We start from the raw sequence: 15,409 nt of genomic DNA on the forward strand, positions 1-15,409 counted from the left end.
GAGTCGAAGACGAATTGTTCGGCCTGTGCGCGTTTCTGTGTCCTCTCAAGCTGTGCAGCTTCGGGAATGGATGTCTTCGACGATGGGCTATAATTACGGTAGACAGATTGTTATCCATTCTAAAGTCTGACGATTCATGCGACAACGACCGTGTAAAACTGACGGCGGTATGCTATGACTCCGAAACGAATGTTTATACAATCGCATATCGATTTACTGGCTCATGGTTTCCACCGATGTGTCGCTGTCCCTGCAAAGAGGAGGTAAGTCCTAAATGTGTACTCGCCTCTCCTATCTTGGACCTGACGACCGGACTCTCACTGCCCGATCAATGGATTGGAAAGAAGATATTGGAACGAACATCTGGACGCTTCCTCGTGACATTGAGCGTGATGGCAAAGTCGGTCCAGCCTCAATGAACTGGACAGCTCAATATGGAAGCGTGGTCGCGACCGCCTATGAGGCGATCACGACTGATGGCATGAATGAAGCTGGTTTAGTAGCCAACTTGCTTTGGTTGTCCGAGTCGGAATACCCAGACTGGGATGGCGAGTCGTCTGCCATGTCAATCTCGTTGTGGGCACAGTACATGCTGGATAATTTCGAGACGGTTGTCGAGTCTGTCGAGAATGTTCGTCGTGAGAACTTTGTCGTTGTAACCGATCAAGTTCCGGGCGAGGATCGGTTGGCGGCACTGCATCTATCTCTCTCAGATGCCACCGGAGACAGTGCGATTATGGAATACATCGATGGCGAATTGGTCATTCATCATAATCGTGATTACCAAGTCATGACCAACTCGCCGACCTTCGACAAACAGCTTGCACTGGCCGAGTATTGGGACCAGATCGGTGGCACGGTCATGCTTCCTGGAACGAACCGTCCAGCCGACCGGTTCGCAAGAGCTCGTTTCTACACGAACTCCATTCCTCATGTCGAAGATCGGCGTACTGCGACTGCAAGCGTATTTAGCGTAATTCGAAATGTATCGGTACCCTATGGCATCAGCACACCGGATGCACCGCATATTTCATCAACACGCTGGCGAACGGTTGTGGATCATAAAGACCTGATTTACTACTTTGAATCTGCAATTACGCCAAACGTTTTTTGGATAGAATTAGACAACATCGACATCTCGTCTGAAGCCGACGCACAAGTCCTCGAGCTGGGACCAAATCAGTCCAATACCTTCTCCGGTGAAGTGTCCAGTCAAATGGTTACAAGTGAGCCATTCACGTTTCTTGGAGTTACTGCCGAGTAGTAAGCACGTTATTGGGTTGGCGAACATCGAATATGGGTAAAGCAACCGTCACAGCCCACTATTTTGGCGTGATGAATTCTTTGCAGTTTTGCGATGAGTGTTCTTCGATCGAGTAAATGATGTCTAGCGTAATCGTACGGGATTTTTCCTGCAGAGATCGCGTGATTGCTCTTGATAGTACGGAGCATCTCGAGACAGAGGTACTCCTCTTACTATCTTGTTTAAAGCGAAAACACAACCTTACCCGGATCCATTGTATGAATTGGGGATTCAACGACCGTTACACTTGCCGACATTCTAGAGTGTGAAGGCGTGCCAGCAGAACTGTGCTTGAACGATTTTATGCCTTTTTACCCCCTCTTAGAGAATTGCGTTCGGGAAAACAATGAGTCAAGCGACAAGCGTTGACACGAGTTCGGAGCAGTTCCATGGCGGGGTAATAGCGGGAGCCATTATCGTAGTACTCGGGGTTCTTGCGATCCTATTCCCGTTTTTCGCGGGTATATCGATATCGGTACTCTTTGGTGCACTCTTGGTTGTTGGTGGAATCGTCCACGTTGGGCATGCATTCTCGGCAGGAAGTTTCTGGGGAGTCATCTGGCAAATCCTCCTTGGGATTCTTTACGGCATCGTGGGAATCATGTTCCTGGCGAATCCAGTCGTCGGTCTCACATCGCTAACAATCCTTGCGATTGCGTTCTTCATCGTCGATGGGGTCCTTGAAATCGGGTGGGCAGTAACGGGTCGTGGGAATAGACGATGGATGTGGCTCCTCGCGAGCGGTATCCTATCGCTGATCGTCGCTGGCCTGCTCTGGGTTGGATTTCCGGCTACAGCAGTGTGGGCAGTTGGTCTTCTTCTTGGTGTGAACCTGCTCTTTACAGGATTTTCGATGGTTATGCTCGGACGAGCAACTCGGAAAACTAACGCGGAAGAACCATCAGCAGATGAGCGAGGTCAAGAAGCGTAAGCAGAGACACGTACCACATTCGCTGGTGTCAAAATCAAGGGAAGATCTCAACAGGAAGTGTACCAGTAGCCTCTGTTTGAACGATTCCAATCATCCCGATAGCCCCGACAGCGATCATTGCCCAGAGGCCGACACGACTTCGATCTGCAGCAGCGCTCAGCATGCCAGTCACAGTAGCGCTACTCACGGCTACCCCCCACAACTCACCCGAAGACATGGCGATTTGCGCCATCATAACAAAGCTAAAGACGCACGAAGATACGATGATGAAATCGGTAGGAATAATCTTTCTCTCAGGGGACCGTTCCATACTAGATATTGGAAAACAAACGTATTAAAAGTTGATCGAGGTGGAACGTGGGAAATTGAGTCCGTGAGTGGTTATCGATGAGTACGATCGAAACCACGAAAAACTCGCGCAATAGTCATCTCAATTGTTGATGCAAGACCTTGTCAAAGTACCCATGAAGACAGAGAAAAAGAGGTAGGTTCGTTTGGATTATAAACCAATGGATGTAGTCACGGTCATATAACTGCTTGGAGTTTAAAAACAAGGGAGGTAATCAGAATAGAGATGATAGTCAGCTATCCGATGGACGATCTAATTCTTGATCCCACGCTTTCCAGGTTTTCACTACTGGTGTAAGATCATAGCTCGCGACGGCTGGTTGATCATCAAGTAGCTCCCAGACGTACGATTTTAGGTTATTAAGTGATGCATGCCACGTCTGGACGAGCAAATCATAATCACCGATGCAAGAGTGAAGAGTGTAAATCAGGTCTGCATCAATGAGCATCTCGATAAGCGCGTCCCGTTCGGCGGCTCCAGCGCTTTGGTCAAGTTCAATGCGAACATCAGCATATGCGAGTCCTGCTTCCTGCAAAACGATGACAGCGAGCACTCTCAGGAACCCGGAGTCCATGAGGTTTTCACGGCGACGACGCACTGCAGTGCGTGAAAGATTAACCCGGTCAGCTAACTCAGTATCTGACATTCGACCGTTTTCGTTGAGTGCTTTGAAGATTCGATAATCAGCTTCGTCTAGCTGGTCCTCCAAGATCGCCTCCGGTGTGTCCAGAGCCGGAGTGTCACTGTCGGATGGTTCACTCATCATATCAGTATACGGATTTTTTTGTCTTGAATCCCATGCAATTCCTCACAGGATTTGAAGGCTGGTTCACAATCATTGTACCTCCAATGGACAGTAGTCGAGATCATACCCAAATGCGCGCGGTCCAATGACCTCCAACGCAGCGTCTGTCTTCAAGAGATTTGATGCAGGAACGCCAATCACACGAACTCGTTGACCATAGCGCAGTGAATCAGTTGTAATTGGAGCACCGGTATCTTTATCCATGATACAGATGAGATCCGGGACAGAAACCAAGACCTCGTCATCATCAGTACGTGCAATGAGGAATTCATTCTGGAACTCAATGGTCAACTCTGCATTTCCATCGAGTTCTGCAAGCGTCACTTCTCCAAGTGCAAACCCGTCTCTGTTACGTCGATAGACATCGGTGATTTTCCCACTGAAGAGCGGTTCGCCGCCAACCACATCGCAAGCGACTTTGACTGGATCACGGGTATCTGTGCGGGCTTCCATGACTTGGCTTCCTAGTTCGGTTGCGAGTGACAGAGTATGGAGAACACTGTACTCGGCGACAAAATCACCATCCATCAACGGGAAGGCATAGCCCGCACGACCACCCATATCGACGGTTGCTGCCCGGGCAAAGTCTTCGAGTCTCTTTGCGTTATCAATATCCTGGTAGGAGATTACATTACCTCGTTCGTCGGAGATAGCTGCGTAATTGACCGGCTGGTCATAGATGAAGAACGTATCCATCTGCAGTTCTGGGAACGCTCGACCCATACCATCTGCATCAACGACTGGGACCCCAGTCATCACGCTCACACAGAGAGGAACGATACTATTCACACCGCCAATCTCGCCCGGAATGAGGGCATCAACCTCTCGGCCGGAAAACTGCTCTATCGAACGAAGCGCTCGCAGTTCTTCGTTTCCATTCGGAAGTTTCTCAACACCAATTGTCGGTGCACCCATTCCTCCAACGCTAGCAATCGTCGCATCCGAGGCGAGATCTTCAGGTTGAATCACCTCTACAGCATCAGGATAACTCTCGTCCTCTAACAACGTCTGGAGACGGAGTCGTCCAACCCGGGGATGTCCACCACCACCGGTGCCAAGGATGCCAGCACCAGTGCCAAGCGCTTCTAAATCGTCGATCGCCACCGTCTCAAGGGAAGGAATATCGTATGTCATTGTGCTGTAAGTGGAACGAACTCGGTATCGAGTCCGAACGTTTCTGGTCCCCAAACGTTGAGGGCAGCATCGGTACGCATAATCTCTGGGGTGGAGATTCCGAGTACTTCTACACGCTGCCCATATCGGAGCGCTTCAGTTCGAACAGGATTACCGGTCTCTCGATCGAGAACAGTAATGAGGTCTGGGACTGTTACAATCCACTCACCGTCGATCCGAGCACCGAGATTTTCATTTTGAAATTCGATGGTGAGCTGCTGTCCATCATCAGAACCCAAACCCTCAATCGCCACAGCGCCGATGACAAACCCGCGTTCAGTACGCCGCTTCACATCCACGATCTTGCCCTCAAATAGCGATCGAGCATCTCCATAGATCGAGTCATTCGTTGCCTCTCGGATCGCAGTAATAACGTCTCCATCTGCAGTTCGAACAGCTTGGCCAACAGCCCGTGCCAGTGTCATCGTGCCTGGAATGGCAGTCTCTTTGACTTCCGAGCCAGCCATCGGGTAATCTGAGAGGTAGCCAACACCACCCATACGGATCGTAATTCCCCGAGCCAGCCACTCAAGTCGGTCATTAGTGGCGGTCTCAAGGAGACACGTGTCGCCGTGTTCATCACTAAGTGTTGCTGGCGTGCCAGAGACACCATACACATTGAATGTCTCATGCTGGAGTTCCGGGAATGCCCGTCCCATCCCATCAGCATCGACCACAGGAAGCTCTTTTTGAGCAGCTACTGCGAACGGGAATGTCGAATTGATCCCACCACATTCCATCGGCATGGTAGCATCTGCGGTTTCACCCAACTCTTTTTCGAGCCGTTCGAAGGCAGTAATTGATTCATTGCCACCCGGCAGTTTTTCCACAGCAACCGTTGGAGCACCCATCTGTGCCGTTGGGATAACCAGTGCATCGTCATCGAGGTCGTCTGGATGGAGCAGTTCCACTGGGCCGTGATCCTCTATGGCTTGCCGAGCTACGAGCTTTCCAACGTGGGGGTCACCACCACCGCCTGTGCCGAGGACAGTCGCACCAAGGGCGATATCCTTGAGCTCAGAAACACCGATCTGCATCAGTGAGCGAGCTCTCCAGCTGCTTTTACCTTGATACGAACGGCATTGCCAGGGAGATAGGACAGAGGAACCTCCTCAATGTCGACGATATCAATCGTCTCTTCATCTGCACCGGCTTCAATGGCATTCGATGCAGCCTCTGTTTTTGCATCCTCGATTGCCTCCTCACGATCCTGCTCATCCAGGCTGTAAATTCGGTCGACTTCGCCAGAGACCTGTGCAATCGCGACCCCAACAGCGTTTGCCACTTCATAGTGACTTGGTTTGTGAACCTCGCTTGCCCCCTCAAGATTATCAGGGACAAGAATGCTACCTCCACCAACAACGACGACGGGAACCGGATCTGGGCTTGTTTTCATCCGATCGATTGACTGTTCGACGTTCTCGCGGATGTAATCCCGAGCTTGTTCGACAGTTTCTGGGTCCACATCCGGATGCTCGCTTCCAATGTCGATGGTTCCAGAGGCGACTTCAAGATCGGTTGCCGTAAGCACACCACCGCCGAACGATCGTGCTTGGTCAGTAAGCCGGTAGCCAACACTTTCCGGTCCGACGGTGACAGTGTCAGCATCGAGATTGACGTGGGATCCACCCCCAATGCCTATGCTAATCAGATCCGGCATTCGGAAGTTTGTCTTCACATCACCGATTTCGACAGCGACACTCGATTCTCGGGGGAACCCGTCAGTCACAGCCCCGATATCAGTCGTCGTCCCGCCGACGTCGACGATGATACCGTTCTCGATATCGGAGAGATAGGCTGCCCCACGGACCGAGTTTGACGGTCCAGAAGCGACAGTGAAGATGGGATACTCAAGCGCGAATTGGACGGACATGAGCGTTCCGTCATTCTGTCCGAAGTAGAGTTGTGCATCGATCTCGCGTTCTTCCATCGCGTCCATGAACGCGACTGCAGCCTCCTCGGCAACACTCGTCAGTGCGGCATTCATCGCGGTCGCGTTTTCGCGCTCGAGCAGTCCAACGCTCCCAATTTCGTTTGAGAGTGAAATCGGAACCTCGCCGTCGATCTCTTCGCGGATGATTTCGGCGACGCGCGTTTCATGGTCCTCACGAACTGGGGAGAAAACGCTTGTTACAGCAAACGCGTCCACGTGATCGAAATCACGAACACACTCACGGACTTCCTGCTCATCGAGATCATTGAGTTCACGACCATCGAATTCGTGACCGCCATCGAGGATGGCCAAGTTATTGCCGATCGCCTCTGAGAGATCATCTGGCCATTCAAGCAGCGGACGAATACTCTCTGTTGCTGGAGCTCCAATACGGATGACACCGACTTCGTTGAGTCCACGTCGTTCTGCAATCGCATTCGTGGCGTGTGTCGTCCCGAGCATGACTGACTTTAAGTCATCAGTCGTGACGTCATTATCAGCAAGGACGTCATCGAGTGCGTTCACGATCCCCGAAGAGATATCCTCGGTCGTGGGTGTCTTCGTCTTTGCAATCGGTTCATCACTATCGTCGAGGATGACGGCATCTGTGTTCGTACCGCCAACGTCAATTCCGAGTCTGTATCCGTTCATTGGTGGAGAGTTTCGATTGGTTTGTAGTCGATATCGTAGTCGAAGTAGGCTGGTCCGACAAGTTCGAGTCCCGCGTCGGTACGCCATTTATCTGAACATGGCATGCCGACCACGCGGACTCGATGCCCGTATCTGAGTCCTTCAGTCGTAATTGGGTCGCCAGTCTCTGCATCCAAGACTGTAATCAGATCGGGAACGCTGGCAACAATGCCACGTTCCGAATCTCGTGCGACGAGATTTTCATTCTGGAAGTCAAGCTGTAGTTCGCGACCCTCACAGGTGTCGATGCCATTGATCGTTGCTTCACCGACTGCGAAACCGCCCTCTGTCCTGCGTTCAACGTCGGTGGTTTTGCCTTCGAACAGTTCGTATCCGTCCGTCAGTTCAAGCAGCTCTGCAACTGGATCTGCCGAGCGTGATTTGGCTGTCCGAAGTGCTTCTCCAATATCGCGTGCAAGCGACATGGAGTTGCGGATGGCATGCTCACGAAGTTCCGACCCGGTATGAGCGTAGGTAGCGATCATACAGGCACCACCCATCTCGATGCTGGTCGTCCGCGCAAAGTTTTCTGCCCAGTTATTGTCGACGGTGTTCAGGAAGACCGAATTCCCTTTCTCATCGGCAACACTCATCGGCGTGGCCGAAATGCCGCCGAGCGTCAGTGTCACCATTTGAACTTCGGGAAAGGCACGGCCCATCCCATCAGCGTCAACTAAGGGGAGGTCGTTTGCTGCAGCGACTGCGATCGGTACCGTGCTGTTGAGCCCGCCGGCTTCGATACTCATTGTCGCATACGCTTGCTGCCCAAGATACGTTTCAAGAGCATCAAACGCTGCGAGCGATTCTGTTCCACGAGGAAGCTTTTCGACCATAACAGTCGGTGCACCAAGCATCGCACTCGGCACCACGAGTTCATCATCAGGGATGTCCTCGGGGTCGATGAGCTCAACAGGGCCGTGCTCTTCGATTGCCTGTTGGGCCATCAACTTCCCAATGTATGGATCACCACCGCCGCCCGTGCCAAGCACGGTTGCACCGGTGGCGAAATCGTCCAAGTTGTCGTGCGTTATTTTGGTAGTCATTGCAAGTTTATCCTGTCTGAAGCATCGACATTCGATTCGTCGATTGGTCTGTTCTCTGGTGTGGTTCGGAGTGAGATATCAGGGACCTCCTCGAACTCGTCGCGATACTGCTCATCATAGATGTGACACCGCACGAGTGGCCCCGTCTCGATCCGATTGAATTCCGGCTCGACATCGCGACACGCATCATTCGCATAGGGACATCGGGTGTGAAATCGACAGCCTGTCGGGATATCACGGGGACTGGGAATTTCTCCTTGGAGCGGTTCGTGTTGTGGCTTGTACAGCTCTTCTTCATCACTCGTGACTGGAATCGCTGATAGCAGCGCTCGAGAGTAGGGGTGTCGAGGGTGATGGAACACCTCTTTGGTTGGCCCTTTCTCTTGTACCTGACCAAGATACATCACCGCAGTCTCGTCGGCGAAGTTTCGCACTAAGGACAAATCGTGCGTGATGAACAGATAGGTCAGGTCGAGTTCTTTCTGGAGATCCTCTAGGAGCCCAATAATCTTTGCTTGCACACTCACGTCGAGGGCGCTCGTAGGCTCATCGAGTAACAGCAGGTCCGGCTCGATTGAGATTGCGCGGGCAATGTTGATTCGTTGTTTCTGTCCACCAGAGAGCTCGTGAGGGTACTTGTAGAGGTACTCATCGTTGAGCTCAACTCGATCCAGGAGTTCGCTGATACGGTCCTCGCGTTCTGTAGCAGAAACGCCACGAGCTTTCATTGGGACTTCCAGGGATTTCCCAACTGTTCGCCGAGGGTTCAAACTGGATGTGGGGTCTTGGAAAACCATCTGCATCCGTGACCGCATCTGTGTGAGTTGTTCATCCGTTGGATCGGAGATATCTTCTCCGTCGAACAGAATGGTTCCATCCGTTTTGTCGTGTAGGCCGATGATGGTTTTGGCGACGGTGGATTTTCCACTCCCGGATTCACCGATGAGAGCCATCGTCTCTCCCCGTTCGATGTCGAACGAGACACCATCGACAGCTTTGACGTGGTTCGTTGTCCGCTTGAACACGCCACCCTTGATCGGGAAGTACTTCTTGAGGTTATCGACCGTGAGCAGTGGGTGATCGCTCATATCAGTCACCTCCAGTCTTTGGTAGTTCGGGATCTCCGGTCTCTTCGAGTGTTCCCATATGCTCACGAGTATTCGCGAGCGTTGGTTGATCGTATGGTGCGTTGTGTGTCTCATCGTAGAGAACACATTCGACACCTGAGCGGTCTCCTGTCTGGTACATCTCTGGACGCTGATTTCGGCAGTGTTCGTGTGCGTACGGACAGCGCGGATGGAACCGGCACCCAGACGGTGGATCGAGATATTCGGGGACCGAGCCGTCAATTCCTTCGGCCATTGGTTCACCGGAGAGACGGGGAATCGACGCGATGAGTCCCTGTGTGTAGGGATGTTTCGGTTCGTCAAATAACTCCTGCGTTGGAGCCGTTTCTACAATTCGACCACCATACATCACGTAGATTCGATCGCTCACTTGGCGAGCCACCCCAAGATTGTGGGTGATCATGAGGACGCTCAGATCGTGATCGTCGATCAGATCCTGTAGCAGGTCGAGAATCTGGTCGTGGATCGTAACGTCAAGTGCGGTTCCGATTTCGTCAGCGATCAGCAAGTCGGGTTCATTCAAGAGCGCTTGTGCAATGAGGACTCGCTGTCGCATACCGCCGGAGAGTTGCGTTGGATACGACTCCATGATGTTCTCCGGGTCAGGCATCTGCACTTCACGAAGCATTTCAAGCGCCCGCTCACGCGCTTTGGCGCGGTCTTTTCCAAGATGCTTCCGGCGAACGTATTCAAGGACACCAGTCTCGCTGCGACCACCGAATTGAGCGGTGTCGACGAGTTGTTCGCCGACGGTAAATGTCGGATTCAAACTCGACATCGGATCCTGGAAGATCAGGCTCATCTGCTGGCCTTTCAGGCGATTGAACTGCTTCTGTGAGAGTCCGCGAATATTCGTTTCATCGAATACGATGTCACCACTGATGGAGGCCGGTGGCTCGTTCAGCAGGCGTAAAATCGCCTTCATCGTTACTGATTTCCCACAGCCGGTCTCACCAGCGACAGTGACCACTTCGCCTTTGCCAACCGAGAGATTGACTCCATCGACGACATCGGCAAATCCGTCAAACGAATCAAAGCCGACATGAAGATCCTGAACGGACAGCAGTGGATCGTCCACGACGGGTTCGGTGAGGCTCATCGATCCACCTCTACGTCGAAGACGTCACGAAGCCCATCCCCGAGCATGTTGAATCCCATGACGAGGATGAAGATAGCCAAGCCAGGGAACACAGCATACCACCATGCATTTGGAAGGTAGTTCGTTCCCTCACTGACCATCGTTCCAAGTCCCGGTCGAGGTGGCTGGACACCGACTCCAATGAAGGAGAGACCAGCACCGATGAGAATGACGAATCCCGCATCAAGAGTTACCTTCACCAGGATTGGCGAAAGGCAATTGGGCAGGATTTCACGGAACATGATATGGAACGGGCTTGCCCCCGAGAGTTCGGCTGCCTGTACGTACTCTTCATTGCGCTCACTGGCGACGATACTCTGAACAAGCCGTGCATGCCAGGTCCACCAGAGTGCTGCGACGGCTAGCATGGCATTCCGAAGCGTCGGCTGGAGTGCCGATGTGATTGCCAGTGCCATCACTAACGGTGGAAGTGCAAGTGCCGTATCGGTCATTCGCATGATGATCGTCTCAATCCAGCCACCGTAGTAGCCCGCGACCAGGCCGAACAACACACCAACTGGGACACCAAATCCAAGGACAACAACGACCATCATCAGTGAAAGACGGTATCCAAACAAGACGCGTGTAAGGACATCCCGTCCCACATGATCAGTGCCGAACGGATGAGCGACACTCGGTGGTTGGAGTGTATTCGCGAAGTCCGTGAACTTCCCAGCATGCTGTGGGTAGGGTGCAATAACCGGGGCGAAAATCGCGGACAGTACGACCAAGATGATGATCGCAAGCCCGATGACGCTCATGGGGCGGCTCACAAACCGCTTCCATGCACGTCGCCAGAGTTCTCGCCGCTGTTCGGAGACGATCCCATCGATGAACGTTCCAGAATGGGTGCTCATGTTAGGTCGCCTCCTGGACTTGCAACCGAATACGTGGGTCAACCCGCCCCAACAACACGTCGATGAGGAAGTTGATACTGACGAATGCCACACCGATGATCATCGTCACGCCGACAACGGCATTGAAGTCGTTGTTCATCACTGCGGTTACGCCATATCGAGCCAATCCTGGCCACGAGAACACGACCTCGATGAGAAATGCATTCCCCAGCAATGAGGCATACATCAGACCCAGAATCGTCAGTGTCGGGATGAAGGCGTTTTTGAGTGTGTACTTGTACGTTACCAGCCAGCTCGGAAGGCCATACCCACGTTCAGCCTCAACGTAGTTCTGATCTTGCACGTCGATCATCGATGAGCGTGTGATCCGCATCACTTGGCCGACGCCCGCGAGCGATAGTGCGATTGCTGGCATTATGAGGTGAGCCCACACGTCGATGTGGGCAGTGAGATTGCCGGCGATTAGCGAGTCGATCAGCAGGAAGCCAGTCGTGTGGGAGAACGCACTCGCATATTGTGCAGAGATGCGTCCAGTAATGGGGAACAATTCCAACATATAGCCAAAGATCAGTTGGAATATCACGGCGATGAAGAACCCGGGAACACTCACGCTGAAGAATGCAATCAGCCGGGTTGTATGGTCCACGAATCCATCTTTACTCTGGGCAGCAATGACGCCGAGAGGAATTCCGAAGATGATGGTAAACACCATCGCGACCGTGATGAGTTCAAGCGTGGCCGGAAGATACTGTGCAATATCGGTTGTGACAGCACGCTTGGTTTCAAGGCTCTGGCCTAGATTTCCGGTGAGTAACCCCTGAATGTAGTGGAGATACTGTTGCCACAGCGGCTTGGTCAGTCCCATTTGGCTTGCAAGTGCCTGAACTTGTTTTTCGGATGCCATCGCTCCCAGGGCCATCCGTGCGGGATTCCCTGGAAGTATCCGCGAAACAGCGAAGATGATGATCGACAGACCAAGAAGACTCACGAAACCGCCTGCGAGTCTTCGAATGAGGTACTGCCAATACTTCATTTGTGGGAGTAATTATGGAACCAGTAATCGTAGCTCTGAGACGGTCTGAACTTGTATCCCTGTACGTTTTCGGCAAAGGCGTGTTTCTTTGCTTGGACGAAGACGAACAAGTCAGGGTGCAGATTGACGATACGTTTTTGCAGATCGTAGTAGATCTGTTTGCGCTGTTTCGCATCAACGGTCTTCCGAGCTTTGTCGATGAGCGAATCGACCTGCTCATCTTCTAAATGGGCCATACTCATCCAGGTCGAAGCGGACCCGGAGTGATACTGATTGTAGAATACTGTATCCGGTGATGGGTAGACTGGACCATAGAACACCTGATTGACGTGCGGTGTTTTGTCTGGCTTTGTCGCAAGTTCAGTCATCGTTCCCCAGGTCTGTGGGTTGAGTTCGACATCGATGCCGATCTCGGACATGTTCTGCTGGAACAACAGCCCCATTTTCTTTTCCAATCCGTAGTCTTTCACGTAGGTGTTGTTGATTTTGAGGTCACCCTCCGAATAGCCAGCATCCTTGAGAATTTGTTTGGCCTTTTTCGGATTGTAGGTCGGTTGGGGAATATCGCCGTTATGTGCGTCAAACGACGGTGCCAGTGGACCGACTGCTTGTTCTGATCCCGAGGCAATCTCGTTACGCGCCGTCTTGTAATCGAAGCCGTACGCGATTGCCTCCCGGACCGCTGGATCATCAGTTGGCGCTTTTTGGGTGTTCATCTTCATGTAGAACACCGTCACGGTCGGAATGGTCTCAACGCGAACCCCATTCTGTTTTTTCAACGCATCGTAGGTCTCCTGGCTCTGATACTGACTGGTCATGTCCAGCTTTCCAGTCTTCATCAGCGACCGGACCGTCGGATCCTTCGTGATGATTTTGATCTGGACTTCGTTGAATGGATTTTCGTCCCAACCCATCCAGTAGTCGTCGAATTTGGAGAAGCTGATTTGGGACTGTCGCTCAAACGATTTGAGTTGGTAGGCACCGGAGCCAGCATCATTGCTGTTGAGCCATTTCTGTCCGTAATCACCGCGATCGTTGAACTTCCCGCTCTGTTTATTCTTCATTACCGCCTTCTTATCGACGATAAAGAGCAGGACGAGTGTCGCGAGGAACGGCGAGTAGACACGATTGAGGGTGAATTCTATCGTCTGCTCGTCTTTCACAGTGATATTCTTTGGATCGAGAACATCCTGCAGAAGAGACGAGTACCCTTGGTTGAGATCGAAGAAGCGCTCAACGGTGAACTTCACGTCTTCTGCGCGAACCGGATTGCCGCTGTGAAACGTCGCATCTTTGCGGAGGGTAAAGGTGTAGGTCTTGTTGTCGTCTGAAACGGACCACTCTTTTGCGAGATGTGGCTTGATTTCGCCTTTTGTATCGGGGAATACCAAGCCATCGTAGAGATTTACCAACGCCATCGTCTGTGTGTAATCCGTCCCTTTTGCAGGGTCGATGGTTCCGAACCGTTGGGTCGCATTCATCCGGAGTGTTGACGAACTTGATTGGGAATTGTTGGTCCCAGACCCACTCGAACTGGTCTGAGCGTCCTTCTCACCGCCGCTCGCACAGCCAGCGAGACTGAGTATTCCAGTACTTCCAAGCCCCATGAGGAATTTTCGCCGTGATTGTGCATCGGTTAGCGTATTTCGGATAGTGTCAGCCCCGCTATCGAGGCTTGATCTTACTTGGTCTGTGTGATCATCAATCATACCACTCTCTAACAGAGATTCAGATAGCAACATAATGCTTTCTATATCGGCACATATAGGGGTGTATTTGGTCCAATTTGGAATCTTAAGCACACAGATTGTAACCAACATGATTAAACATATTAATGTATAGGTTAGAGTTATGACGTGATTGGAGAGTGGTATAGCCATTATAGTCATTTAGGTGACTCTAGAGTAGATCTCTGATGGCATTACGGAGTATCGGTAGATTGTCTAGTTAATATAATATACTAATTTCAGTGCCAATATTAGATCGTTGGACTGAATTGCTCGAATGAGCGCCCGGGAAGGGCACGGAACACGAAGTTCCGAACCCTACGTTAATAGTATACGTCAGCACCCGATTTTGGCCTCGGTCCGTCATCGTTGTCCTCCGATGTGAAGGCGTTGGGCATGCTGTCGTCTGTCGCGGTTTCGGCAGCAGCCAGTCAGATCATTTCATCTAAATTGTCTATGTTAATAGCACTCCTCCACGTGGGTCAAACTATAACCGATGGGAAAGTATTCACGCCGGACTGTGCTATCTTCTGGAATCGGACTCATATCAGGTTGTACACTCCTGGAGACAGACCCACCAGCAGGATCGCTGAGTGTTCAAAACCGTGATTCATTCCCTCATCTGGTAGAAGTCGATCTTCTTGATGGGCCTCAAAACGCGGTCGAAGCCCAACCGGGGCTGGAGGGAGTTGTTTCGATTGAACCAGGGAGTGAGAAAACATACGAGAAGTTGTTCACTACAAGCGGAACCTACAGAATTCGAGCACAATACGAAAATAGTGATCCCATCCTGTTTTCTGTGAATCCATTTTCCGGTTCGCACGGAAAACGCACCATCATTCGCACCGAAAAATATGGTGATCTCACATATGTCGTTGAGTGCTTAAAGGGTAGTTTGCTTTAGTTCGGCAAATCCCGCAGTTCTGAGATTTGAGATTGCCGAGTCGCAGGTTTTTTTGAACGTACTATAGCACTGGAATCATGGACTCATCAGAGACTGCCACAGTAAATGAACTTGAAGAACGGGAGCTATATGAGTTTACCAGCACTACGATAAGATTCGTATCACACTATACGAATCAGAATTTCTAAAGAGAGAATAAGTGGAAGGGAAACGACTTCGTCACTCGCCGACTGGTAGCATCGAATGCGACTGATTATCGACAACGGATTCATCGATCGATAGTTTTCCAGCTCCGATCGACACGAGGGCCAAGGAAACCAGGCACAGTACAATAGTGAGTTCCGAGTCAGAGAATCCTTCTGGAAGATGAACCAGCAACGTCGCGGCGAACATATT

At 51.5% G+C, this 15,409-nt stretch carries 12 protein-coding genes; 2 read left to right on the forward strand and 10 right to left on the reverse strand.

Annotation, left to right across the window (positions count from 1 at the left end):
- The first annotated feature begins 274 nt into the window (after positions 1–274).
- Both ACGYLY_RS26010 and ACGYLY_RS26015 read left to right on the forward strand, forming a co-directional pair.
- Positions 275–1,264 (forward strand): linear amide C-N hydrolase, encoded by a 990-nt coding sequence (locus ACGYLY_RS26010; protein WP_395285655.1) that lies wholly within the window; start codon positions 275–277, stop codon positions 1,262–1,264.
- Positions 1,265–1,649: 385 nt separating this feature from the next.
- A complete protein-coding gene (locus ACGYLY_RS26015; protein ID WP_395285656.1) occupies positions 1,650–2,234 on the forward strand; it encodes an HdeD family acid-resistance protein in 585 nt (194 codons plus the stop codon).
- Between the two features lie 581 nt (positions 2,235–2,815).
- Here the strand turns inward: ACGYLY_RS26015 and ACGYLY_RS26020 are convergent.
- The 10 genes from ACGYLY_RS26020 to ACGYLY_RS26065 form a co-directional block, all read right to left on the reverse strand.
- Complete coding sequence (locus ACGYLY_RS26020) at positions 2,816–3,346, reverse strand: Lrp/AsnC family transcriptional regulator (RefSeq protein WP_395285658.1); 531 nt, start codon at positions 3,344–3,346, stop codon at positions 2,816–2,818.
- 72 nt (positions 3,347–3,418) lie between these two features.
- Positions 3,419–4,522: a DUF917 domain-containing protein gene (locus ACGYLY_RS26025; protein ID WP_395285659.1), complete on the reverse strand. Its 1,104-nt coding sequence runs from the start codon at positions 4,520–4,522 to the stop codon at positions 3,419–3,421.
- On the reverse strand, positions 4,519–5,598 hold the full coding sequence (locus ACGYLY_RS26030) for a DUF917 domain-containing protein (RefSeq protein ID WP_395285660.1): 1,080 nt from the start codon (positions 5,596–5,598) through the stop codon (positions 4,519–4,521). The genes ACGYLY_RS26025 and ACGYLY_RS26030 overlap by 4 nt, the downstream gene beginning before the upstream one ends.
- The gene (locus ACGYLY_RS26035; protein WP_395285661.1) at positions 5,598–7,145 is read right to left on the reverse strand and encodes a hydantoinase/oxoprolinase N-terminal domain-containing protein; all 1,548 of its coding nucleotides are present in this window, start codon (positions 7,143–7,145) and stop codon (positions 5,598–5,600) included. Before ACGYLY_RS26035 ends, ACGYLY_RS26030 begins: the two co-directional genes overlap by 1 nt.
- Positions 7,142–8,227 (reverse strand): DUF917 domain-containing protein, encoded by a 1,086-nt coding sequence (locus ACGYLY_RS26040; RefSeq protein ID WP_395285662.1) that lies wholly within the window; start codon positions 8,225–8,227, stop codon positions 7,142–7,144. Before ACGYLY_RS26040 ends, ACGYLY_RS26035 begins: the two co-directional genes overlap by 4 nt.
- Positions 8,224–9,324 carry an ABC transporter ATP-binding protein gene (locus ACGYLY_RS26045; protein ID WP_395285680.1) on the reverse strand — a complete coding sequence of 367 codons (1,101 nt, stop codon included), beginning with the start codon at positions 9,322–9,324 and terminating at the stop codon, positions 8,224–8,226. The genes ACGYLY_RS26040 and ACGYLY_RS26045 overlap by 4 nt, the downstream gene beginning before the upstream one ends.
- A complete protein-coding gene (locus tag ACGYLY_RS26050) occupies positions 9,317–10,453 on the reverse strand; it encodes an ABC transporter ATP-binding protein (protein WP_395285663.1) in 1,137 nt (378 codons plus the stop codon). The genes ACGYLY_RS26045 and ACGYLY_RS26050 overlap by 8 nt, the downstream gene beginning before the upstream one ends.
- Entirely contained in the window at positions 10,450–11,349 is a 900-nt protein-coding gene (locus tag ACGYLY_RS26055; RefSeq protein WP_395285664.1) for an ABC transporter permease, read from the reverse strand. The genes ACGYLY_RS26050 and ACGYLY_RS26055 overlap by 4 nt, the downstream gene beginning before the upstream one ends.
- Before the next feature lies 1 nt (position 11,350).
- Positions 11,351–12,382: an ABC transporter permease gene (locus ACGYLY_RS26060; protein ID WP_395285665.1), complete on the reverse strand. Its 1,032-nt coding sequence runs from the start codon at positions 12,380–12,382 to the stop codon at positions 11,351–11,353.
- The gene (locus ACGYLY_RS26065; RefSeq protein WP_395285666.1) at positions 12,379–14,091 is read right to left on the reverse strand and encodes an ABC transporter substrate-binding protein; all 1,713 of its coding nucleotides are present in this window, start codon (positions 14,089–14,091) and stop codon (positions 12,379–12,381) included. The genes ACGYLY_RS26060 and ACGYLY_RS26065 overlap by 4 nt, the downstream gene beginning before the upstream one ends.
- Between the last annotated feature and the right edge of the window lie 1,318 nt (positions 14,092–15,409).

It is taken from the genome of Haladaptatus sp. CMAA 1909, from assembly GCF_043952005.1.
Classification (GTDB): Archaea; Halobacteriota; Halobacteria; order Halobacteriales; family Haladaptataceae; genus Haladaptatus.